We start from the raw sequence: 20,641 nt of genomic DNA on the forward strand, positions 1-20,641 counted from the left end.
TGACAAGCATGACCCCCCTGCCGCGCATCGCCCCCATGCTCGCCACCCCGGGTTCGCTGCCGCCCCCGCAGAGCGAGCACCTGTGGAGCACGGAGACCAAGTACGACGGGCAGCGCGCGGTCGTGTACCTGCCCGGCGACCACACCGTGCTGATCCGCTCGCGCTCCGGCGAGGACATCACCGCCGCCTACCCCGAACTCCACGCCCTGGCCGACGTCCTGGGCGACGTGCCGGCGGTCCTGGACGGGGAGATCGTCGTCTTCGACGAGGCGGGCCGTTCCAGCTTCGCGCTTCTCCAGCCCCGGATGGGGCTGGCCGGCTCCCCGGCGAAAGCCGCCCGCCTCGCCGCGCAGGCCCCCGCGCACCTCGTCCTGTTCGACGTGCTCTTCCTAAACGGCCAGGACCTCACCCGCATGCCCTACACCCACCGCCGCGCCACTCTGACGCAGCTGGTCGAGACCGGGCCGGGCTGGTCCATCCCCACAGCCGTCACCGGCCACAGCCGCGAGGCCCTGGAACTCGCCCACGCGCAGGGTCTGGAAGGCATCGTGCTGAAGCGGCTCGACTCGGTCTACGAACCCGGCAGGCGCTCACCGGCCTGGCTCAAGATCAGGAATGTGCGCACCGTGGACGCGGTCGTCGGCGGCTGGCTGCCGGGGCAGGGGCGCCTCGGCGGTCTGCCGGGCGCGGTCCTGGTCGGGGAGTACGAGGACGGGGTCCTGGTCTACCGGGGGAGTGTGGGCACGGGGTGGAGCGAGCGGGAACGCGCCGAGCTCGCCCGGCTCCTGGACGTCGCCGCCATCGACGACTGCCCCTTCACGCCCGCACCCGCCGTGCCCGGCGCCAGATGGGTCCTGCCCCGGCTGGTCGCCGAAGTCCGCTACGCCACCCGTACCCGGGCCGGACTTCTGCGCCATCCGGTATGGCACCGACTGCGCCCGGACCTGGCCCCCTAGGGGCGACCCGAAGTGCACGGAGACGCGGCTCGGGGGAGGCTGAGGAGGATGCGGCGCAAGAGTGCGAAGGACAGTGAAGAGCGCGACGTGGAGAGTGTGCTCGACGAGCTCTACGCCACCGCGCCGCCCCGCTTCGTCTCCCGCCGTGAGGAGTTGGCCGCGCGGGCCAGGACGGAAGGACGCGCGGCGGACGCCCGGCGGATCCGTGCCGCCCGCCGCCCGACCCTCGCGGCGTGGGCGGCGAACCTGCTGCTGCACTCCCGACCGGAAGAGAGCCGACGGTTCCTCGACCTCGGGCAGGAGTTGCGCGAGGCGTACCGCACCCTGGACGCGGCCGAGATCAAAGAGCTGTCCAAGCAGCGCGGCAGCGTCGTCGCGAGCCTGTCCCGACAGGCTGCCGAGCTCGCCAGGGACGCCGGGCACCGGCTGTCGGACGCGGCGCAGCAGGACGTCGCCTCCACCTTGCACGCCGTACTCGCCGATGAGGACGCGGCAGACCAGTGGGCGACGGGACGTTTGGAAAGCGCCCTCACCCCGCCCGCGGAATTCCCGCCCTCCGGCATCACCGGCACCGCAGGCGCGCGGCCGAAGTCGGCCCGGCCCAAGGGCACCGCGCAGCGGTCACGCGCAGGGACAGGGACGGACGCGGGGAAGCGGCCCGCCAGGGCGAAGGATGAACTCGCCGAGCGGCGCCGTCAGAAGCAGGAAAGGCGCGCACAAGAGGCCCGCGAGGCCGCCGAAGCGGCGGACGAGCAGCTGCGCGAGCGGCACGCCGAACACCGGGACGCCGAAGAGGTGCTGCAGGAGGCTCGCGACCGGCACGAGGAGGCACGCCGGCAGGTGACCGCGGCCGAGGAACAGCTGCGTCGGGCACGGGAGGAGCTGCGGCGGGCCGACCGGGCAGAGCGGGACGCCGAGGAACGGAGCCGGGAGGCGGCTGACGCCGTCGCCGGGGCCGAACAGGCGGCTCGGGACGCCGCCCGGGAAGCTGAACGCCTGCGCGGCGGCTCCCGTACGTAGGCGGCTCCCGCACGTGAGCGGCCCCCACACGTAGGCAGCCCTGCACATAGGTGGTCCCACTCGCCCACTCGCCCGCTCCCAGCGAGCGCTCCCCGCGCGGGAGTGCCAGCGTGGGCAGCAGGGACTTCGACACATGAGGGGAGCAGGCGCTCATGGCACGCGCGATCTGGACCGGGGTGATCACCTTCGGGCTGGTCAGCGTGCCGGTCGGCCTGTACACCGCGGTCGAGAACCACACGGTCCACTTCCACCAGCTGCAACGCGGCACCACCGACCGGATCCGCAACCGGCGCGTCAACGAACGCACCGGAAAGGAAGTGCCGTCCGAGGACATCGTGAAGGGCTACGAGGCGGCCGAGGGCGAGTACGTCGTCATCGAGCCCGACGAACTGGACGAGATCGCCCCGGGCCGCTCCCGCACCATCGACATCAGCGACTTCGTCGACCTGGACGACATCGAGCCGGTCTACTTCGACCGTACGTACTACGTCGCCCCGCGCGGCAAGGACCACGCCAAGGTGTACGGGCTGCTGCGGGAGGCGCTGGCGGAGGTGGGCAAGGCCGGGATCGCGACGTTCGTGATGCGCGGCAAGCAGTACCTGACCGCGCTGCGCGCCGACGACAAGGTGCTGGTGCTGCAGACCCTGCACTGGGCGGACGAGGTGCGCGACCCGGGCGAGGAACTGCCGGAACTGCCCTCGGGCCAGGTGGGCAAGGGCAAGGAGCGGGACATGGCGGTTCAGTTGATCGACGCCTTGGACGCGCCGTGGGAGCCGGCCAAGTACCACGACACGTATCAGGAGAAGGTGCGGGAGTTGGTGCGCGCGAAGGCGGAGGGCCAGGAGATCGAGGCCGCGGAGGAGGCGCCGCAGGCCACCAACGTCGTCGACCTGATGGAGGTCCTGCAGGGCAGCCTCGACCAGGCCCGTGGCACCAAGAGCAAGAACGCGGCGAAGAGCAGAGACTCGGCGAAGAGCAAGCCCAAGCCCGGGAAAGCGACCGAACTTCAGCAACTCAGCAAGAGCGAGCTGTACCAGCGAGCCACGGATCAGGGCATCGATGGGCGCTCCAAGATGAGCCGGGACGAGCTGATCGACGCGCTCGCCGGAACCGGCCGCCGCCGCGGCAAAGGCGCCGCCTGACCACGGCTGTTACATATCAGAGGAGCGAACGGCCCGTGGGCGCGAGTCGCAGGGTCCTGGGGGCTTCCGTCTGCTCCCGTTCGATGCCCGGCAGGATCTCGTCCCGAGCGAGCGGGTGAGCGAGCACGTCGGCGAGGTGCCGGCGGTACGCGCTCTCGTCGGGGTACGACGTGAGGACCACGGTGACGTTCGCCCCGGTGCGGACGGGCAGCCGGGCGAAGGTGTTGGGGGCCGTCTCCGTGGTGAGGGCGGCGAAGGGCGCGGGTCCCGTCGCGCGCAGCACGGGGAGGAGCCTGTCCCGTATCAGCGCGCTGCCAGCGGCCCGGCCGGGCGCGAAGGACCACACCGTGGCGCAGACGAACCGTTCGGGGGCCGGAGCGCCGATAGGAGCCCGCCCGGCGGGGGAGACGGCCAAACCGTCGTGATTCGACAAGGGGCGCAGCAACAGGACGTCGTCGGAGTCGGCCATGGTGTCGTTGGCCTGCGGGCCGTGCTCCGCCCAGACGGGGCCCCCGTAGAAGGCGGTCAGCGCGCGGCGCCGTGTCGCCATGTCCTGGAAGCCGCGCAGCCAGACGAAGCGGTCCGGGTCGTCGAGGTCACGGAACTGGCCGAGCACTCGCATCCCCGCCGCTTCCTGCGTCTCGACGAACTCCCGGTCGAACAGCTCGATGAGCTCGTCGCGACGGCCGGGGCGCAGCGTGTACTGGCGAAGCTCGATGACGGCGGGACGGCTGGAAGTCTCGGCGAGAGACACGCGGCAGGCTCCTTCGTGGCGTTCGATGCGGCGGTCAGTTGTTGGGGGCTGGGCACCGACGGTAGGGCGGCCTTGTGCCAGGGGCTGTCAGGGTTTACGGGGAGAATGCGGCCATGTCTGCCGGTCGACTGCTGTCAGTGCTGCTGTTGCTGCAATCCCGCGGCCGCATGTCCGCGCGGGGGATCGCCGACGAGCTGGGCGTGTCCGTGCGGACCGCGTACCGCGACGTGGCCCGGCTGCAGGCCGCCGGGGTGCCGGTCTACGCGGAGCCGGGCCGCAACGGCGGCTATCAGCTGCTCGACGGCTACCGCACGCGCCTGACCGGGATGAGCGAGGGCGAGGCAAGGGCGCTGTTCTTCGCCGGGCTGCCAGGACCCGCCGCGGACCTGGGGCTCGCGGAAGAGGTGGCCGCGGCACGGCTCAAGCTGCTGGCCGCGCTGCCCACGGGAGCGCGCGAGGAGGCGGCGCGGACCGCGGCGGTGTTCCACCTGGACGCTCCGGCCTGGTACCGGGAGCCCGAACCGGCGCCGTACCTCACCTTGTTCGTCGACGCGGTGCTCGGCCGTAACGTGGTGGACGTGCGCTACCGGCGGTGGCGCGCGCCGCAGGAAGTACGGCGTCGGCTCCGCCCGTACGGTCTCGTGCTCAAGTCGGGCGTCTGGTACCTCGTGGCCGCCACGGAGAGCCGGACCGCGACCTACCGCGTCACCCAGGTCCTCGACGCGGCCCTGAGCGACGAGCGGTTCGACCGACCGCCCGACTTCGACCTGGGCGCCTACTGGGCCTCCTATCTCGACGACTTCGAGAAGCGCCGTTTCACCGGCACGGCCACGGTCCGTCTCTCGCCGAGGGGACGCCGACGGCTGCCGGACAACCTTCCCCCGGAGGTGGTGCGGGCCGTCGAGTCCACCGCGACCCCTGTCGGCGACGACGGATGGACCGAGGCGGTCATCCCGACGGAGAGCACCGAGCACGCCTGCGGTGAGCTGCTGCGACTCGGTGTCGACGTCGAGGTCGTCGCTCCGGCGGAACTCCGCCGGGCCATGGCCGACACGGTGAACGCACTCGCCGGAACGTACGACGCCGACAGGGGCGAGGGGCCTGACGAGGTGCGGGACGTCATGAGTCGGTGAGGGGATGGGCGTTGCCGTTGGCGTCGCAGCGTACGGTCCACGGGCTCGGGGCGCGGCCGAGGTTCTCGTGGAAGCGGACGTCCACGGTCGTGGGAGCCCGGCCCCCGGGCACGTCGGCGTGGGCGGCGGTGCAGGTGAGCTGGCTGACGGCGGCGACCTGGAGTTCCTTGATGTTCACAGGGAGATAGACGTCGACCGTGCCGGTGGTCGCGGTCGCCGTCAGGCGGCCGTTCATCGAGGGGACCTCGCTGATCAGGCCGCGTTCGCGTTCCGCGCTGGTGGGGCCTTCCAGGAGGAGGTCCAGGGCCTGCTGCGGACTGAGCGGGCGGTCGGCAGGACGGGCGGCGGCGCGCAGGCCGTACGGGCCCACGAAGTAGAGGCGTGCGAAGTCGGCACCGGTGCCGGGGCGTTGGATCCCGGAGGCAGAGGCGCCCGCCTTCTCGGGAGCGGTGGGGCTGATCCCGCAGCCGGCCGCCAGCAGCAGCACCGGGACGAGCAGGGAGAGCAGGGGGAGGCGATTTCTCATGGCTGCTGTTCCTCCGCGTCGGGGACTGGGCCGGAGAGAGGGAGGGTCAGCGTGAACTCCGCGCCGCCCTCGGGCGAGTTGGCGGCGGTGAGGGTGCCGTGATGCAGGCGTACGTTCTCGGCGGCGATGGCCAGGCCGAGTCCGCTGCCCTCGGACCGGGCGCGGGCCGCGTCCGCCTTGTAGAAGCGGTCGAAGACGTGCGGCAGGACGTCGTGGGGAATGCCGGGACCGTGATCGGTGACGGTGACAGTCACCCTGTCACCGTCACCGTCGGTCCCCGCGGTCGCCCACGCCCGGACGACGACCGGCGGGGCCCCGTGCCGCAGCCCGTTGCCGATCAGGTTGGCCAGCACGACATCGATGCGCCTCGGATCGACGGATACGCGCACGTCCTCGGGCACCTCCACCACGACCTGCCCCGGCGGCGTCCGCCAGCCGCGCAGCTGCACGGTCTTCTCGACGAGCGTGCGCAGGTCGACGTCGTCCGGGTGCAGGGCGGCGGCGCCCGCGTCGAAGCGCGACACCTCCATCAGGTCCTCGACCATGCGGGCGAGCTTGCGGGTCTCGTCACTGATGAGGAGGACGGCGTCGGCGGTGTCCGGAGGCAGGACCCCGCTCTGCGCGTCCTCGTCGAGGACCCCGGTCACCGCGGTCATGGCGGCCAGCGGTGTCCGCAGTTCGTGCGCGACGTCGGCGGCGAAGCGGCGTGCGGTGGCCTCCATGCGGCGCAGTTCGGCGTCGTCCTTCTCCAGGTGCGCCGCCATCGTGTTGAAGGTGCGGGTCAGGTCGGACAGTTCGTCGTGGCCGGTCACCGGGAGCCGCGTGCCGAGCTCGCCCGAGGCGATCCTCTCGGCTCCGTTGCGCAGTCCTCGGACGGGGCGCAGGACCCGGCGGGCCGCGATCAGAGCCGGCGCCAGGGCGATGACCAGCGCGGGGACGGCGCCCGCCTGCGCCGCCGTGACCAGCGCCGAGATGTCCGCCTTGTCGCCGTCGAGGGAGAAGGTGGCGTACACGACCAGGCCGGACGCGGCACGCTCGTCGTCCGGGTGGTCTGCGGCGTAACCGACAGGCATGCCGATGACGAGCCAGGGGGCGCCGTCACGCTCGATCCGCTGTCGGACCGCCGAGTCCTGCCGCTCCCCGACCGCGGCGCGCAGGGCCGCGGGAATCGCCGTGCTCTGTGGGGCGCCCGGGGCCGTCACGGGTGGGCCGCCCCGGTAGGACGCGGCGGTGTGCCAGTCGCGGGAGCTGCCGGCCCTGTCGAGCTGGAGGGTGAAGTTCCGCAGGTCCTGTGCGGTCGGCGGGAAGGGCAGGTCGGGGGCGAGGGAATCGACCTGGGCACGCAGGTCGTGGACCGCGTTGTCCTGCGTACGATCGAGGATCGCGGACCGGGCCTGGCGGAACGTGAGAGCGGCGGTGATCAGCGCGCTGAGCGCCGACACGAGCAGGAAGGCGACGACGAGGCGTACGCGGAGCCCTCGCGGGGGGCGCGGCCTCATGACGGTACGGGACCGAAGCGGTAGCCGAAGCCTCGTACCGTCTGGATGTACACCGGATGGCGCGGGTCGTCCTCGACCTTCCCGCGCAGCCGCATGACGCAGGCGTCGACGAGGCGGGCGTCGCCGTAGAAGCTGTGCTCCCACACCTGTTCCAGCAGCAGCTGGCGGCTGAAGACCTGGCCGGGCGCGGCGGCCAGGAAGAGCAGCAGCTTCAACTCCGATGGCGCCAGCGGAACTTCATGACCGTTCTTGGACACCAGAAGCGCGCTGCGGTCGAGGGAGAGGTCACCGTGGCGTTCCGGAGTGACCGGTCCCGCGTACGCGTTCTGCCCGGCCCGCGGGGGATCGGCCACGGGGTCCTGCGGCACCACGCGCCGCAGGACCGCCTTCATCCGGGCCTCGATGACTTCCCCGCTGGCGGGCTTGACGATGTAGTCGTCCGCGCCCGCCTCCAGGCCCACGACCAGATCGATGTCGTCGCCACGCGCGGAGAGAATGATGATCGGCAGTTGCCGGGTCTCGCGGATGCGGCGGCACACCTCCAGGCCGGAGATGCCGGGCAGCATCAGATCGAGCAGCACCAGATCGGGCCGGAACCGCTCCAGAGTGAGCAGGCCGGTCTCGCCGCTCGCCGCCACCTCCAGTTCGTGCCCCCGGCGCCGCAGCGCCAGCGTCACCCCTTTCTGCACCGCGGGATCGTCCTCGATCAACAGAACTCGTGGCATGGCGATGCGCTCTTCTCCGGGTGCGTATTAAGGCGTGTGCATGTATTGATGTTTGCCTCCTTCTTTACCATTTGTCGCCGTGGGCGAGTTCCGGGGCGCAGGCGGCGAGCCGGGTGATGTCCACGGACCCGGCCCCGGACCGTGGCTCGGGAATCACCGCCCACAGAGCGGCCAGCGCGGCGAGGGCGGCCAGGAGTGCGAGCGCTCCGGAACGGCCATGTGCCCAGCGGGCGCGGAACCGCACGGGGTCTTCCACCAGGTACTTGGAGAGGGTGGCGGCCGCGACGGAGACGGCGACGACGATCGCGGTACGGTCCCAGCCCGCCGTGCCCAGGCGCTCTTCGCTCAGCAGGACGTACACCGGCCAGTGCCACAAGTAGAGGCTGTAGGAGATCGCGCCGAACCAGCGGAGCGGGGTGCTGCCCACGATCCGGCCGACAGGGCTGTCCGGGGTGTGCGCGAGGCAGCCGATGAGCAGGGCCGCGGCCAGCGCGTGGAGGAAGAGTCCGCCCCGGAACAGGGAGGGGGAGTTCTGCCCGTCGGCGAGCAGCCAGTACGTCGCGATCCCGCAGGCCAGGGCCAGGGCCGCCCAGGATGCGGCCCGCGCCCCGAGCCGCGCCACGAGGCGGGAGGCCGGCCCGGTCGCCATCAGCGCGCCGAGGAGCAGCGAGAAGGCGCGCGTGTCCGTACCCTCGTACACGCGCGTGGTGTCGACGGGCCCGGTGAAGGCGATCATGAGCGCCAGCGAGGCCGCGGCCCCGGCGGCGGCCACGACGGCGACCCGCACCCCCACGGCCCGGGGACCGCGGGGGCGCCGGCCGCGCGCCAGCAGCCAGAGGACCGGCGGCCAGACGAGGTAGAACTGCTCCTCGACCGCGATGCTCCACAGGTGGCTGAACACGCGGGTGTCGGCGGAGTCCCAATAACCGACCTGGTCGGCGATGAAGTGCCAGTTCGCGAGGTTGCCGAGCACCCACGGGGTGTCGTCGAGCCCGAAGCGCAGCAGGGCGGGCGAGCCGAAGGCCCACACCAGGAGCAGGGTTCCCGCGAGCGCCACGGCGAGGGCGGGGAACAGGCGGCGGGCGCGCCGCCCCCAGAAGGCGACCAGGTCGACGCGGCCGTCGCGGGCCGTCTCCTTGAGGAGCAGACCGGTGATCAGGAACCCGGACAGGACGAAGAACAGGTCCACGCCGAGGAAGCCGCCGCTGAACCGGCCGGCGTGGAAGAGCAGCACGCCGAGGACGGCCAGCCCGCGGAGACCGTCCAAGGGCGCGATATGACGGCGGGGCGGGGACGCCGCGGAGGCGGAGCCGGGGACGGCGGTGGATGCGGGGGACAGGGCAGGGGCGGGCGCGGGCATGGGCTTCTTTCCGGATGGCGTGACTACTTGCAGCCCAGCGAGCTGTAGACCTTGTCGCCGGTCCACGAACCGGTGGCCCACCGGTCGGCCGGGGCGGGCGTGAAGGAGTGCAACCGGCCCAGCTCCTTGCTCAGCCACTGCGCGAAGGCGGCCGAACCCTGCTGGCAGGAGTGGATGCCGTCCTTGCTGCGCTGCGCCTTGGGAGCACCGCTGTCGGTGCCCCACAGGGCGGAGGCGTCGAGGAAGCGGACCTTCCCCTGGTGCCGCTCGGCCACCGCTTGGGCCGATTTCGCGGCTGTCTTGATCTCGGCCTCGTGCGGCTTGTAGAAGTCGTCGATCTTGAAGGGCGGCGCGGTGACGAAGACGAGTTCGGCGCCGGCGGCACCGACCTTCTCGGCCAGCTTCTCGTAGGCGGCACGCTGTTCGCCGGGCTTGCCCCAGTCGTAGGTGGTGATCTGGTACGCGACGACGTCCGGCTTGAAGGACGTGAGCTCCTTGGGCAGCTGGTCCCAGGTCGGCTCGGCGATCTCACCGATGACGCCACCGCCACCGTCGGCAGCCATCGACTTGAAGGGCGCGCCGTCGGCCCGCAACGCTGCGCCGAGAGCCGGGGCCTCGGCTCCGGCGATGGAGTCGCCCATCCACAGGACCCTGGGTGCGTTCGCCTTCGAGTCCGTGTCCGTGTTCTTGCTCCGGTCGCCGGAGCCGGAGCCGGAGCCGGAGTCGCCGTTGCCGCCACCGCAGGCGGCGAGAGCGGCGATGCTCACCGCCGCCACGAGGGCGATCGCAGTCGTGCGCCACAGGGGGCGTCGGGGGCGGGGGGAAGGAGTGTTCTCGGTGTTCATGTCGTCCAGCAGAACCCGCAGAACCGCAGATCAGGGGCGCTGTCATCGTTTCATCATCTACCGGGAGCCCTCCCGTCACACCTGACGAGAAGTCCTGTCACACACCGCCGCCGCCCCCTCCGCACGTACGGCCGTGTCAGCTCTGCTGAGCCCGGTCGTACACCTTCTTGGCCGTGGCCCCCAGCACCTCTCCGTACATCTTGGTCGGCGTCAGGTTGTCCAGCGAGCTGTTGACCGAGACGAGGACGCCCTTGCCGGTGGTCGCGTCGAAGTCGGCCAGCCACGGGCCGCCGCTTGAGCCGCCGCTCATGTCGCAGGGGATGACCTGCTTGCCGTGCTCCTTCTTCGCCGTACCGACGCAGCGGAGGAGTTCCTCGCCGAGCTGCGGGCGGGTGGCGGAGTAGCCGAAGGAGGAGATGGTGCCGCCGACGGGACGGTTGAACGCGATGGGCTGGCCGCCCACGACGTCGGTGAGCTTCTTGCCGTCCTTGCCGGCGTCGACGGTCAGCGCGGACATGTCGTTGACGGAGTCCACCTGCCAGGTGCGCGGGGTCGCCGCCCGGCGGACCGCGAACGCGCCGTGCGGCGCCTTGCCCTTGCTGTAGCCGGGGACGAAGACCATCGAGAAGTTGGTGTTGTAGGGGGAGGAGCCCCGGCGTACGCAATGAGCCGCCGTCATGACGGCGGAGCGGTTGGCGCTCTTCACCGCGGTGGCCGTGCACCAGGTGTCGGCGCCGCTCGCGTTGACGAAGAAGAGCCGGCCCACCGTCTTCAGGGCGGTGCCGCGCCACGGCTTGGCCTTCGGCCCGGTGGGGCCGAGGTCCACCGACTTCCCGACGGCCTTCATGCGGGCGGGCGTCCAGTAGGCGAGGGCGTCCTTGCGCTCGTCGGCGGTGAACTTCAGGACGGAGACCGGGTCGGCGGCGGTGGTACGGGTCTGCGGGGTCGCGGTCGCGGTCGTGGCTGTGACGGCCGTCGCCGGGATCGTGACGGCGAGGGCCAGGGCCGTAACGGCCACGGCGCGTCCCGTGGCGCGGGCGCGCGGACGCCGGGGCACGGAAGCGATTGTCTCGGGCATGGTGAAGGTCTCCTCGGTGGCCGCACACGGCGGATCGCGGCGGACGGGCTGTCGGTCGGTCCGCCGTGCAAGAGGAGGCAACCGGCTGTCCGGTTGGCGCTGTCGTCGTTCTGTGACAGAAGCGCGGATCACCCGCCGCGCATCTGCCGTGTCTGCCGCATCTCCCGCGCCCCGTCCGCGGGTTCACCCGGCACCGCTCAGTGGGCGATACCGTCGATCAGCTCGCGGGCGCCCTGACGCAGCAGCGCCACGGCCACGGACGTGCCGAGCGTCGCCGGGTCGAGCGGGCCCGCCCACTCGTGCGCGTTGAGCACCGTCTTGCCGTCGGGCGTGAACACGCAGGCGCGCAGCGACAGGTCCCCGCCACGCTCCGAGCGCGCGTACCCGGCGATCGGCGAGTTGCAGTGGCCCTGCAGCACGTGCAGGAACATGCGCTCGGCGGTCGCCTCCCGCCAGGCGTCCTTGTCGCCCAGGTCCGTGACGGCGTCGATGGTCGCGGTGTCGTCCTCGCGGCACTGCAGCGCGAGGATGCCCGCACCGATCGGCGGGCACATCGTCTCCACCGACAGGATCTCGCTGGCCAGCTCGGGGCGGCCGATGCGGTCCAGGCCCGACTGGGCGAGCAGCAGGGCGTCGGCGTCGCCCGCGGCGAGCTTCTCCAGCCGGCGGCCCGCGTTGCCCCGCATCGGGACGCACTGCAACTCCGGGTGCGAAGCGGCGAGCTGCGCGACGCGACGGACCGACGACGTGCCGATGCGGGTCCCCGCGGGCAGCTCGTCGAGCGTGAGCCCGCCGGGGTGGATGAGCGCGTCCCTGATGTCGTCCCGCTTCAGGAACGCGGCGAACGTGGTGCCCGCGGGCAGCGGCCGGTCCGCCGGCACGTCCTTCACGCAGTGCACCGCGAGATCCGCCTCACCGGCGAGCAGCGCGGCGTCGACCTCCTTGGTGAAGGCCCCCTTGCCGCCGAGCGCCGCCAGATCGCCCATCCAGCGGTCCCCCGAAGTGGTGACCGGCACGACCTCGGTACGGATACCGGGGTGCAGCGCGGCGAGTTCGGTGCGGACGCGCTCCACCTGGGCGAGGGCCATGGGGGAGGAGCGGGAGACGATACGGATCAGCTCAGGAACGGACATGCGGTCCACGATAAGGGCTCCGAAGGGGTGCCTCGGACAGGCGTCCAACTGATCAAAGGACCTTCGGTGCGGGTGAGTTGGGATACGGGAGGCGGACGGTACGACCTTTCGGCCATTCGAGGGAGCGTTCCGACACCGCGTCGCGGCGCTTCGAGCGCGCCCACGGGGGTCGCTCCGGGCCGGTGCTTCGGCGTGCGCGAGCAGCGGCCGCCTCATAGCGTGAGGCGCAGAGAGCCGCGGCCCGGCGCCGCGCCCGCCCCCTGGAGGCCCCATGTCCCACTCCGCCGCGCCGGACCACCCCTCCGTGCCGGACCACTCCGCCGCGCCCGACCATCCGGCCGGAATCGGTCTCGCGCCGATGACGGCCGCCCATCTGGCCGACGTCCTCGCCCTGGGCCGCCGGGTCTACGACACGTCCGTGAAGCCGTACACCTCCTGGTCGCTCTCCGCGATCGCGAGGCACCTGGACAGCGAGGCGTCCGCGTGCTGGGTCGCGCTGGACGGGGACCACCTCGCGGGCTTCGTGCTCGGCTCGATGGGCTTCGACCAGCGCTCCGACTGGGGCAACCTGGAGTGGATCGCCAGCGCCCCCGAGTACCAGGGACAGGGCATCGCGAGCCGGCTGGTGAAGGCCTGCTGCGCGACGCTCACGGAGGCGGGAGCGAGCGCCGTCGTGACCGACGTCGAGTCCCGCAACACTGTGTCGTCGGCCCTGATGCGGCGCAACGGCTTCGAGGCGAGCGTGTCGGTGACGTTGTTCGTACGCGAGACACCGTCCCGCTAGCCGTGTCCACCAGTCACTGCGCGCACTCCGGTCACTCCGGTCACTCCGCGGGACGCTCCCCGGGCTCCAGCGGAGGCGCCTGAAGGTCGCAGCAGGTCTTGCACCGCGGTTCGTTGCCGCGTGCGCCGTGCCAGGCCGGCGGGCTCGGTCTGACGAACAGCGCGGCGGCCGCCGCCGCGAGGACGAACAGGGCCGCGCAGCCCACGGCGGCCTTGCCGAAGGCGGTGTCCAGCGCGTCAGGATCCGCGTACGCCGTGCCCGAAAGCCCGACCGCGAGCGGCAGTCCGGCGACGACGAGCAACTGCGCGATGCGCGCCGCCGTGTTGTTGACGCCGCTGGCGAGCCCCGCGCGGCTCGCGTCCACCGAGGCCAGCACGGTCGCCGTGAGCGGTGCCACGAACACGCTCATGCCGAGGCCGAGGACGACCACCGCGGGCAGCACGTCGGTGACGTACGCCGCGCCGGGCCGCACCCGCAGCATCAGGAGCACCCCGGCGGCCGCCACCAACGGCCCCGCGACGAGCGGCAGCCGCGGGCCGAGACGCCGTGCCAGGTCACCGGCGGACGCGGACAGGAGCAGCATCAGGACGGTGATCGGCAGCGTCGCCGTGCCCGCCTCCAGGGCGTCGTACCCGAGCGTCGTCTGCAACTGCACCGGCAGCATGAACAGGATCCCGCCGATGGCCGCGTACAGGCACAACGTCATGACGTTGGCCGCGGTGAACAGGCGGGAGCGGAACAGTTCGAGGGGCAGCATCGGATTCCGCCTGCGGTGCTCGACCACGATGAAGACGCCGCCCGCCAGGAGACCCAGCACCCCCGGCAGGGCCACCCCGCCCGCCGACGTGTCACCGGACGCGCCGATCAGCGAGAAGCTGACGCCGGCGAGGAACAGCGCCGCCAGGCACGCGCCGGTGACGTCGAACGGCCGTCGGGAGGCCGCCTCGTCGCGGCTCTCCGGCACGTGCCGCGCCGCGAACAGCACCAGCGCGGCCAACGGCACGTTGATCAGGAAGATCCACCGCCAGCCGGGCCCGTCGATCAGCCAGCCGCCGAGGAACGGGCCGACCGCTCCTGCCACACCACCGAGCCCTGACCACGCGCCCACCGCACGGGCCTGGTCCTCCGGGCGGTACGAGGCGCGGACGAGCGCCAGCGAACCGGGTGTCAGGAGTGCCCCGCCGACGCCTTGCAGGGCACGCGCCGCGATCAGCGTCCCGGCGTCCTGCGCGAGGCCGCACAGCGCGGACGCCGCCGCGAACCACACCACCCCGATGACGAGCGTGCGCCGCCGCCCGACGCGGTCGCCGAGCGCTCCGCCGAGCAGCAGCAGAGCCGAGAGCGTGAGCATGTAGGCGTTGACGACCCACTGGAGGGCGGAGATCGACGCGTCGAGGTCCCGGCCGAGCGTCGGCAGGGCGACGTTGACGACGGTGCCGTCGAGCAGGGCCATGCCCGAGGCGAGCACCGCGCAGCCGAGGACCCAGCGGCCGCGGGCGGAGGCGAGCACGACTCCGCCACCGTCACCACTGCCGGAGTCCGGGGCCGCGCCCGGAGCCGGAGCAGGAGCCGGGCCCGAAGTCATCGCGTCACCGCCCTACATGTGGACCGCGCCACTGCCTGTCTCCGTCGGCGCGGGCGGCCCCTTGCGATACAGGACGACGGTGACCACGAGGCCGATCGCGAAGAAGAGCGCCGACCACCAGTACGCGGTCGAGTATGACTGCATCGCCGCCTGCTCCTCCACCTGCGGTGTCGGCTTCCTGCCCACAAGGTAGTTGGACGCCGCGGTCGTGGCGAGCGTGTTGAGCAGGGCCGTGCCGATGGAACCGCCCACCTGCTGGCTGGTGTTGACCATGGCGGAGGCGACGCCCGCGTCGTGCGCCGCGACACCGGCGGTCGCCATGCTCATCGCCGGGGCGAAGATGAGGCCGAGGCCGAGGCCGGCGACCAGCAGCGGCGGAAGCACATGGGCGGCGTATCCGCTGCTGACGTCGAGGGCGGTCAGCCAGGCCATGCCGGCGGCCGAGAGCCCCATGCCGAGCGGCACGATCGGTTTCGCGCCCATCCGCGGCAGCAGGTTGTTGGTGGTCACCACGGAGGCCACCACCATCACCGCGACCATGGGCAGGAAGGCCAGCCCGGTCTTGACGGGCGTGTACTCCAGGATCTGCTGCAAGTAGTACGTGAGGAACAGGAACACTCCGAACATGCCGGCGCCCGAGATGAACATCGCGAGGAACGACGCCCCGCGGTCCCGGTCGAGAACCACCCGCAGGGGCAGCAGCGGATGGGCCGCGCGCGTCTGCCACCAGGCGAACACCGCCAGGAGTACGGCGCCGACGACGAGGAAGCCCCAGGTGAGCGCGTCGCTCCAGGCGTGTGTCTCCGCGTTGGAGAAGCCGTAGACGATGCAGAAGAGGCCGGCCGACACCAGCAGCGTGCCGGGCACGTCCAGCTTGGGCCGGTCCGGCGGCGCGCCCGCGTGCAGCAGGCGCGCGCCGCCCACCATGGCGACCGCGGCGAATGCCAGGTTCACGTACAGGCACCAGCGCCAGTCCAGATACTCGGTGAGTACGCCGCCGAGCAGCAGCCCCACCGCGCCGCCCGCGCCGGCGATCGCGCCGTAGATGCCGAACGCCTTGGCGCGCTCGCGGGGATCGGTGAACGTGGTCGTGAGCAGCGACAGGGCGGCGGGCGCGAGTAGCGCGCCGAACACGCCCTGCAGCGCCCGGGCCGCCACCAGCATCGAGAAGCTCGTCGCCGCGCCGCCGAGCGCCGACGCCACCGCGAAGCCGGCGAGACCGGCGAGGAAGACGATCTTGCGCCCCACCAGGTCGGCGATGCGCCCGCCGAGCAGCAGCAGGGAGCCGAAGGCGAGCGCGTACGCGGTGACGACCCACTGGCGGTTGCCGTCGGTGAACCCCAGGTCCCGCTGGGCCGAGGGCAGCGCGATGTTCACGATCGTCGCGTCGAGGACGACCATGAGCTGCGCGATGCCGACCACCGCGAGGATCAGCCAGCGGTGCTCGTGCCGACCGCCTCCGCTGTGTGGCACGGAGGCTCCCCCGGGTGGCACGGAGGCGGACGGTCCGGTGTCGCGTGCGGAGCCTGGCACCGGGGCGGGCTCCGGCGCGGGCACGGCTTCACGGTCCATGGCGATGGCCTCCAAACGCCCCCGAACCACGCTAAACGCCCTGCTCGGAGCCCGCGACCGGGATCGTCGCGGCACCGAGCCGGACCTGCACGGGGAGGCTCGTCGCGCACCGTGCCGGACCTCCACGGGGAGGCCCGGCACGGTGGTGCGGAACCGCCGAGCGGCGACCAGCGCGTGGCGGACCGCTATGCGGCGTGGTCCGCCGCGAGCAGCAGCTCGCTCACCCGCTCCCGGGCGCGGGCCACCCGCGAGCGGACGGTGCCGATCGGGCAGCCGACGGCGGCCGCCGCGTCCGCGTACGGCAGCCCGGCGAGCTGGGTGAGGACGAACGCCTCGCGGCGCGGCGCGTCGAGCGTCTCCAGGAGGTCGAGCAGGGCCACGCCCTCCTCGAACCCGGGCAGGCCGCGTGGCTGGGCCCGCTCAGCGGCCGCCTGCCAGTCGCCGGTGTCGGCGATCCGCGGCCGGGATGCCGCTGTGCGGAAACGGTCGGCGACGGCCCGGCGTGCGATGGCGAGCAGCCAGGTGCGCGCACTGGACCGGGCGGCGTAGCCGGGCAGCGCGGTGAGGGCCCGCAGGTACGTCTCCTGGGTCAGGTCGTCGGCGGCGTGCAGGTCGCCGCTGAGGTGGGCGACGAAGCGCCAGACGTCGCGGCGTGTGGCCTGCACGAACTCTTCGAATGCCCGGGCGTCGCCGTCGCGCGCCGCCAGCGCCCACTGGGTGATTTGGTCGTCACGGCTCCGGTCCGCGTCGGTCCGGGACCGCACAAGGGTATGGGTCATCGCAAAAGGTCCTTCGGTGAAGGGAGGAAGGAGTTCGGGAAGCGGCGTGGACGCACGGCGGGGGAGTGGATCCGCCCCGCGTGCGCGGACGCCGAAGATCCGCCCGGCACCGAAGGGTGCGGGCGGTGTCAGGAACTGGCCGGAAGGACCGGCGGACCTCTGCGTGAGACGACGTACTGGAGAAGGACCCCGCGCAGCCGCGGCACGGGTACGAGGGCGCCGACGTGGGGCGGCGCCGGCGGCAGGGACGCGACGAGGATCGCGAGAACGAGCCGCAGCGGGACGAAGACGGCCGCGGCGAGAGCGCGTCCGGTACGGAAGGCCGCGGCCTCACCGCGCCACAGCCACAGGGCGCAGATCAACGCGGCGACGACGTGGGCGAAGAACATGCCGAGGCCGCTGTGCCCGAACACGGACATGACCCAGTGGGAGATGCCCTCGTCCGGCATCGCGGCCCCGTACATGGCGGCGCCGGACGAGCCGGCACCGGACGGCGGCACGGTCGTCGGCATCGCGTGGTTGAGGTGGTTCATGCCGTCGTCGGGGTGGGCCCGCGCCGCGCCCGGCGGCCCGCTCCCGTCCGTCGGGGCAGCCATCCGCTGTGCCAGGCCGAACAGTTCGTGCAGGCACAGCTGGGCCGCGACCGTGGCGCCGGTGACGGCCACCGCGCCGCGCTCACGCCCGGTGAGCCACCACGCGGCGGCCACCGTGGCCGCGAACGCGTAACCCACCGCCCACCAGGGCAGCGCGGCACCGGACATGACCGTGTGGCCGAGGGCCGTCGCCACCACGCACACGGCCGCGAACATCGCGGCTCGTGCGAGACGGAACCCGGGCCCTGAGGTCATGGGGAGCATCGTGCCAGGCGGCGGCCCTGCGTGGGGCGGCGAGTCCAAGAGATGCCCGAAGTGCCCGTATAGCGCGCGCAACCGCCAAAACCCCTTGACGTGATGTGTACGCAACGAAAATGATCTCGTCCAGTGGTCGGCATTGCCGAACTGCGTTCGTCCATGCACCACTTGGCACGTTCACCGCGTGCCACCTCAAGAGATCACCACGTACCACCTCACGATGGGAATGCCGATGCACCTGCGCCCCGCCGTCCGGTCCCTGCTGACCGCCGCGGCCGCCCTCGCCCTCGGAGTCGTGGGCCTCGCCGCCCCCGCCCACGCGTCACCCGCCGCCTCCGCGCCGACCTCGGTCCTGGACATCCCGCCCCGCGGCGCCAACGACTGGTCCTGCAAGCCTGACCCGGCACATCCCGAGCCGGTCGTCCTGGTCAACGGCACGTTCAAGCTGATGGCGGAGAACTGGGCCACGCTCTCGCCGAAGCTGAAGAAGGCGGGCTACTGCGTCTTCGCGTTCAATTACGGAAAGCTGGCGACCGCTCCGGTCCCGCGGTCGGCCGCCGAGCTGAAGGACTTCGTGGAGGCCGTGCGCGGCGCCACGGGCGCGGCGAAGGTGGACCTCGTCGGGCACAGCCAGGGCGGCATGATGCCCCGTTACTACGTGAAGTTCCTCGGCGGCGCGGACAAGGTCGACGACCTGATCGGCCTCGTCCCGTCCAACCACGGCACGACCAACCCGCTGACCAAGCCGCTCGGCGACCTCGCGTGCCCCGCGTGCCTCGACCAGATGGCGGGCTCCGAGCTGCTCACAAGGCTCAACGAGGGCACCGAGACACCGGCGGGGCCCGACTACACGGTCCTCACCACGCGGTACGACGAGATCGTCATCCCGTACACGAGCGCCCTGCTGAACGGGCCGAAGGAATACGCCACCAATGTCGTCCTGCAGGACCGCTGTCCGCTGGACCCGTTCCTGCACGACCAGGTGACGAAGGACCCGGTCGCCGCCCAGTGGGTCCTCGACGCACTGGGCCGGAAGGGTCCGGCCGACCCGGACTTCCGGCCCAGATGCCTCGGCTAGCGGCGCCGCTCCTCGCGTAGGCGATCGCCCCCAGGGTGCCTGCGGTGCCTACGGCCGGTCGGCCACGTCCTGCCCGTCCAGGACCTCGACCGTGTCCCGGGACACCGGCACCTCGGGGGTTCCGCCGCCGACGGTGCCGCGGCGGCGTGCGAGGACCCCGCCGACGTACCCCGCGACGGGCTGCGTGTACCGGGCGGTCAGGGGGCCGACGATCACCAGGATCAGCACGTACGCCGTCGCCAGCGGTCCGAGCGACGGCTCGATGCCCGCGGTGACCGCGAGCCCCGCGATGACGATGGAGAACTCGCCCCGCGCCACCAGCGCACCACCGGCCCGCCAGCGGCCCTTGACCGAGATGCCCGCGCGGCGGGCCGCCCAGTACCCGGTGGCGATCTTCGTCAGCGCGGTGACGACGGCGAGCGCGAGCGCGGGCAGCAGCACCGGCGGAATGCTCGTCGGGTCGGTGTGCAGCCCGAAGAAGACGAAGAAGACGGCCGCGAAGAGGTCCCGCAACGGCGCGAGCAGCGTGTGCGCGCCCTCGGCGACCTCGCCGGACAGCGCGATGCCGACCAGGAACGCGCCGACGGCGGCGGACACCTGGAGCTGTTGCGCGATGCCCGCCACGAGGATGGTCAGGCCGAGCACCACGAGGAGCAGCTTCTCCGGGTCGTCGCTGGAGACGAACCGGGAGATGAGCCGCCCGTACCGCACCGCGATGAAGAGGACGATCCCCGCGGCGCCCAGCGCGATGGCGAGCGTGAGACTGCCCGCGGCCAGTCCCACACCGGCGAGCAGGGCGGTGATGATGGGCAGGTAGACGGCCATCGCCAGGTCTTCGAGTACCAGGACGCTGAGGATGACCGGGGTCTCGCGGTTGCCGAGCCGGCCGAGGTCTCCCAGGACCTTGGCGATGACACCGGACGAGGAGATCCAGGTGACACCGGCGAGTACGACGGCGGCGACCGGGCCCCAGCCCATGAGCAGCGCGGCGACGGCACCCGGCAGGGCGTTCAGCGTGCAGTCGACCAGGCCGGCCGGGTACTGCGTCTTGAGATTGCTGACGAGGTCGTTGGCCGTGTATTCGAGGCCGAGCATCAGGAGCAGCAGGATGACGCCGATCTCGGCGCCGATCGCGACGAACTCCTCGCTCGCGCCGAGCGGCAGCAGGCCGCCCTCGCCGAACGCGAGGCCGGCCAGCAGGTACAGCGGGATCGGCGAGAACCGGAAACGCCCCGCGAACCGGCCGAGCAGCCCGAGGGCGAGGATGATCGCGCCGAATTCGATCAGAAAGACAGCGGAGTGCATGCGATCACTCCCGCCCGAGTATCGTCGCGGCGGTCTCCACGCCTTCGCGCGTCCCGATGACGATGAGGGTGTCCCCGCCGGCCAGCCGGAAGTCGGGCGCCGGCGAGGGAATGGCCTCGGCCCGCCGCAGCACGGCCACGATCGAGACGCCGGTCTCGGTCCGCATCCGGGTCTCGCCGAGCAGCCGCCCGTTCCAGTGCGAGGTGGCCGACAGCAGCACGCGCTCGGCGACCAGGCCCAGGTCGGTGGTGTGCAGCAGGGTCGGACTGTGGTGGGAGGGCATCAGGGCGTCGATCAGCGCGTCGGCCTCGCCCGAGCTCAGCCGCAGCGACAGCGCGCACTCGTCGGGGTCGTCGGACCGGTAGGCGCTCAGCGTCCGCGCACCGTCCCGGTGCGCGACCACCGACAGACGCCGCTGTTCCCGGGTCGTGAGGTCGTACCGGATGCCGATGCCTGGGAGCGGCGTACGGCTGAGTCGTGAGGCGGGCACAGCTTTTCCCCTTGCGTGATGGATGA

General features: G+C 72.2%; 20 protein-coding genes. 6 read left to right on the top strand and 14 right to left on the bottom strand.

Annotation, left to right across the window (positions count from 1 at the left end):
- The first annotated feature begins 8 nt into the window (after positions 1 to 8).
- The 3 genes from ligD (at position 9) to ku (ending at position 3,118) form a co-directional block, all read left to right on the top strand.
- Complete coding sequence (gene ligD / locus ACZ7LU_RS08575) at positions 9 to 956, top strand: non-homologous end-joining DNA ligase (protein ID WP_471916150.1); 948 nt, start codon at positions 9 to 11, stop codon at positions 954 to 956.
- Between the two features lie 48 nt (positions 957 to 1,004).
- Complete coding sequence (locus tag ACZ7LU_RS08580) at positions 1,005 to 1,976, top strand: hypothetical protein (RefSeq protein WP_471916151.1); 972 nt, start codon at positions 1,005 to 1,007, stop codon at positions 1,974 to 1,976.
- Positions 1,977 to 2,128: 152 nt separating this feature from the next.
- On the top strand, positions 2,129 to 3,118 hold the full coding sequence (ku, locus tag ACZ7LU_RS08585; protein ID WP_471916152.1) for a non-homologous end joining protein Ku: 990 nt from the start codon (positions 2,129 to 2,131) through the stop codon (positions 3,116 to 3,118).
- A 16-nt stretch (positions 3,119 to 3,134) separates the two neighbouring features.
- Here the strand turns inward: ku and ACZ7LU_RS08590 are convergent, their stop codons facing one another.
- The gene (locus ACZ7LU_RS08590) at positions 3,135 to 3,872 is read right to left on the bottom strand and encodes an NIPSNAP family protein (RefSeq protein WP_471916153.1); all 738 of its coding nucleotides are present in this window, start codon (positions 3,870 to 3,872) and stop codon (positions 3,135 to 3,137) included.
- 113 nt (positions 3,873 to 3,985) lie between these two features.
- Between ACZ7LU_RS08590 and ACZ7LU_RS08595 the strand changes: the two genes are divergently transcribed.
- Positions 3,986 to 5,005 carry a helix-turn-helix transcriptional regulator gene (locus ACZ7LU_RS08595; RefSeq protein ID WP_468559772.1) on the top strand — a complete coding sequence of 340 codons (1,020 nt, stop codon included), beginning with the start codon at positions 3,986 to 3,988 and terminating at the stop codon, positions 5,003 to 5,005.
- Here the strand turns inward: ACZ7LU_RS08595 and ACZ7LU_RS08600 are convergent.
- The 7 genes from ACZ7LU_RS08600 to hemC form a co-directional block, all read right to left on the bottom strand.
- A complete protein-coding gene (locus ACZ7LU_RS08600; protein ID WP_468559770.1) occupies positions 4,992 to 5,531 on the bottom strand; it encodes a hypothetical protein in 540 nt (179 codons plus the stop codon). The two genes, ACZ7LU_RS08595 and ACZ7LU_RS08600, sit on opposite strands and share 14 nt — an antisense overlap.
- Positions 5,528 to 7,030 carry an ATP-binding protein gene (locus ACZ7LU_RS08605; protein WP_471916154.1) on the bottom strand — a complete coding sequence of 501 codons (1,503 nt, stop codon included), beginning with the start codon at positions 7,028 to 7,030 and terminating at the stop codon, positions 5,528 to 5,530. Before ACZ7LU_RS08605 ends, ACZ7LU_RS08600 begins: the two co-directional genes overlap by 4 nt.
- Positions 7,027 to 7,755, bottom strand: coding sequence for a response regulator (locus ACZ7LU_RS08610; protein ID WP_471916155.1), 729 nt, complete (start codon positions 7,753 to 7,755; stop codon positions 7,027 to 7,029). Before ACZ7LU_RS08610 ends, ACZ7LU_RS08605 begins: the two co-directional genes overlap by 4 nt.
- A gap of 64 nt (positions 7,756 to 7,819) precedes the next feature.
- The gene (locus tag ACZ7LU_RS08615; RefSeq protein ID WP_471916156.1) at positions 7,820 to 9,115 is read right to left on the bottom strand and encodes an acyltransferase family protein; all 1,296 of its coding nucleotides are present in this window, start codon (positions 9,113 to 9,115) and stop codon (positions 7,820 to 7,822) included.
- Between the two features lie 23 nt (positions 9,116 to 9,138).
- Entirely contained in the window at positions 9,139 to 9,960 is an 822-nt protein-coding gene (locus ACZ7LU_RS08620) for an SGNH/GDSL hydrolase family protein (RefSeq protein WP_471916157.1), read from the bottom strand.
- 136 nt (positions 9,961 to 10,096) lie between these two features.
- Positions 10,097 to 11,038 (bottom strand): trypsin-like serine peptidase, encoded by a 942-nt coding sequence (locus ACZ7LU_RS08625; RefSeq protein ID WP_471916158.1) that lies wholly within the window; start codon positions 11,036 to 11,038, stop codon positions 10,097 to 10,099.
- Between the two features lie 197 nt (positions 11,039 to 11,235).
- Complete coding sequence (hemC, locus tag ACZ7LU_RS08630) at positions 11,236 to 12,171, bottom strand: hydroxymethylbilane synthase (RefSeq protein ID WP_471916159.1); 936 nt, start codon at positions 12,169 to 12,171, stop codon at positions 11,236 to 11,238.
- Between the two features lie 271 nt (positions 12,172 to 12,442).
- On the opposite strand from hemC, the gene ACZ7LU_RS08635 reads away from it, so the two are divergent.
- On the top strand, positions 12,443 to 12,955 hold the full coding sequence (locus tag ACZ7LU_RS08635; protein WP_471916160.1) for a GNAT family N-acetyltransferase: 513 nt from the start codon (positions 12,443 to 12,445) through the stop codon (positions 12,953 to 12,955).
- Between the two features lie 40 nt (positions 12,956 to 12,995).
- On the opposite strand, the gene ACZ7LU_RS08640 is transcribed toward ACZ7LU_RS08635, so the two are convergent.
- The 4 genes from ACZ7LU_RS08640 to ACZ7LU_RS08655 form a co-directional block, all read right to left on the bottom strand.
- Positions 12,996 to 14,540 carry an MFS transporter gene (locus ACZ7LU_RS08640; RefSeq protein WP_471916161.1) on the bottom strand — a complete coding sequence of 515 codons (1,545 nt, stop codon included), beginning with the start codon at positions 14,538 to 14,540 and terminating at the stop codon, positions 12,996 to 12,998.
- A 12-nt stretch (positions 14,541 to 14,552) separates the two neighbouring features.
- Positions 14,553 to 16,112: an MFS transporter gene (locus ACZ7LU_RS08645; protein WP_468084629.1), complete on the bottom strand. Its 1,560-nt coding sequence runs from the start codon at positions 16,110 to 16,112 to the stop codon at positions 14,553 to 14,555.
- Between the two features lie 185 nt (positions 16,113 to 16,297).
- Positions 16,298 to 16,891 carry a sigma-70 family RNA polymerase sigma factor gene (locus ACZ7LU_RS08650; RefSeq protein WP_398304319.1) on the bottom strand — a complete coding sequence of 198 codons (594 nt, stop codon included), beginning with the start codon at positions 16,889 to 16,891 and terminating at the stop codon, positions 16,298 to 16,300.
- 128 nt (positions 16,892 to 17,019) lie between these two features.
- Positions 17,020 to 17,739 carry a hypothetical protein gene (locus ACZ7LU_RS08655; protein WP_471916162.1) on the bottom strand — a complete coding sequence of 240 codons (720 nt, stop codon included), beginning with the start codon at positions 17,737 to 17,739 and terminating at the stop codon, positions 17,020 to 17,022.
- A 235-nt stretch (positions 17,740 to 17,974) separates the two neighbouring features.
- Between ACZ7LU_RS08655 and ACZ7LU_RS08660 the strand changes: the two genes are divergently transcribed.
- Positions 17,975 to 18,820, top strand: a complete 846-nt coding sequence (locus tag ACZ7LU_RS08660) for an alpha/beta fold hydrolase (protein ID WP_471916511.1) — start codon at positions 17,975 to 17,977, stop codon at positions 18,818 to 18,820.
- Positions 18,821 to 18,868: 48 nt separating this feature from the next.
- Here the strand turns inward: ACZ7LU_RS08660 and ACZ7LU_RS08665 are convergent, their stop codons facing one another.
- Both ACZ7LU_RS08665 and ACZ7LU_RS08670 read right to left on the bottom strand, forming a co-directional pair.
- Complete coding sequence (locus ACZ7LU_RS08665) at positions 18,869 to 20,125, bottom strand: cation:proton antiporter (protein WP_471916163.1); 1,257 nt, start codon at positions 20,123 to 20,125, stop codon at positions 18,869 to 18,871.
- Between the two features lie 4 nt (positions 20,126 to 20,129).
- Positions 20,130 to 20,615 (bottom strand): cation:proton antiporter regulatory subunit, encoded by a 486-nt coding sequence (locus tag ACZ7LU_RS08670; protein WP_398304328.1) that lies wholly within the window; start codon positions 20,613 to 20,615, stop codon positions 20,130 to 20,132.
- Positions 20,616 to 20,641: the final 26 nt, after the last annotated feature.

It is taken from the genome of Streptomyces sp. NPDC039462 (genome assembly GCF_055639375.1).

What these genes read in the sequence shown, in the direction of transcription:
- ligD (WP_471916150.1), top strand. Translation starts at nt 9, where the DNA reads ATGACCCCCCTGCCGCGCATCGCCCCCATGCTCGCCACCCCGGGTTCG.
- ACZ7LU_RS08580 (WP_471916151.1), top strand. Translation starts at nt 1,005, where the DNA reads ATGCGGCGCAAGAGTGCGAAGGACAGTGAAGAGCGCGACGTGGAGAGT.
- ku (WP_471916152.1), top strand. Translation starts at nt 2,129, where the DNA reads ATGGCACGCGCGATCTGGACCGGGGTGATCACCTTCGGGCTGGTCAGC.
- ACZ7LU_RS08595 (WP_468559772.1), top strand. Translation starts at nt 3,986, where the DNA reads ATGTCTGCCGGTCGACTGCTGTCAGTGCTGCTGTTGCTGCAATCCCGC.
- ACZ7LU_RS08600 (WP_468559770.1), bottom strand. Translation starts at nt 5,531, where the DNA reads ATGAGAAATCGCCTCCCCCTGCTCTCCCTGCTCGTCCCGGTGCTGCTG.
- ACZ7LU_RS08605 (WP_471916154.1), bottom strand. Translation starts at nt 7,030, where the DNA reads ATGAGGCCGCGCCCCCCGCGAGGGCTCCGCGTACGCCTCGTCGTCGCC.
- ACZ7LU_RS08610 (WP_471916155.1), bottom strand. Translation starts at nt 7,755, where the DNA reads ATGCCACGAGTTCTGTTGATCGAGGACGATCCCGCGGTGCAGAAAGGG.
- ACZ7LU_RS08615 (WP_471916156.1), bottom strand. Translation starts at nt 9,115, where the DNA reads ATGCCCGCGCCCGCCCCTGCCCTGTCCCCCGCATCCACCGCCGTCCCC.
- ACZ7LU_RS08620 (WP_471916157.1), bottom strand. Translation starts at nt 9,960, where the DNA reads ATGAACACCGAGAACACTCCTTCCCCCCGCCCCCGACGCCCCCTGTGG.
- ACZ7LU_RS08625 (WP_471916158.1), bottom strand. Translation starts at nt 11,038, where the DNA reads ATGCCCGAGACAATCGCTTCCGTGCCCCGGCGTCCGCGCGCCCGCGCC.
- hemC (WP_471916159.1), bottom strand. Translation starts at nt 12,171, where the DNA reads ATGTCCGTTCCTGAGCTGATCCGTATCGTCTCCCGCTCCTCCCCCATG.
- ACZ7LU_RS08635 (WP_471916160.1), top strand. Translation starts at nt 12,443, where the DNA reads ATGTCCCACTCCGCCGCGCCGGACCACCCCTCCGTGCCGGACCACTCC.
- ACZ7LU_RS08640 (WP_471916161.1), bottom strand. Translation starts at nt 14,540, where the DNA reads ATGACTTCGGGCCCGGCTCCTGCTCCGGCTCCGGGCGCGGCCCCGGAC.
- ACZ7LU_RS08645 (WP_468084629.1), bottom strand. Translation starts at nt 16,112, where the DNA reads ATGGACCGTGAAGCCGTGCCCGCGCCGGAGCCCGCCCCGGTGCCAGGC.
- ACZ7LU_RS08650 (WP_398304319.1), bottom strand. Translation starts at nt 16,891, where the DNA reads ATGACCCATACCCTTGTGCGGTCCCGGACCGACGCGGACCGGAGCCGT.
- ACZ7LU_RS08655 (WP_471916162.1), bottom strand. Translation starts at nt 17,739, where the DNA reads ATGACCTCAGGGCCCGGGTTCCGTCTCGCACGAGCCGCGATGTTCGCG.
- ACZ7LU_RS08660 (WP_471916511.1), top strand. Translation starts at nt 17,975, where the DNA reads ATGCACCTGCGCCCCGCCGTCCGGTCCCTGCTGACCGCCGCGGCCGCC.
- ACZ7LU_RS08665 (WP_471916163.1), bottom strand. Translation starts at nt 20,125, where the DNA reads ATGCACTCCGCTGTCTTTCTGATCGAATTCGGCGCGATCATCCTCGCC.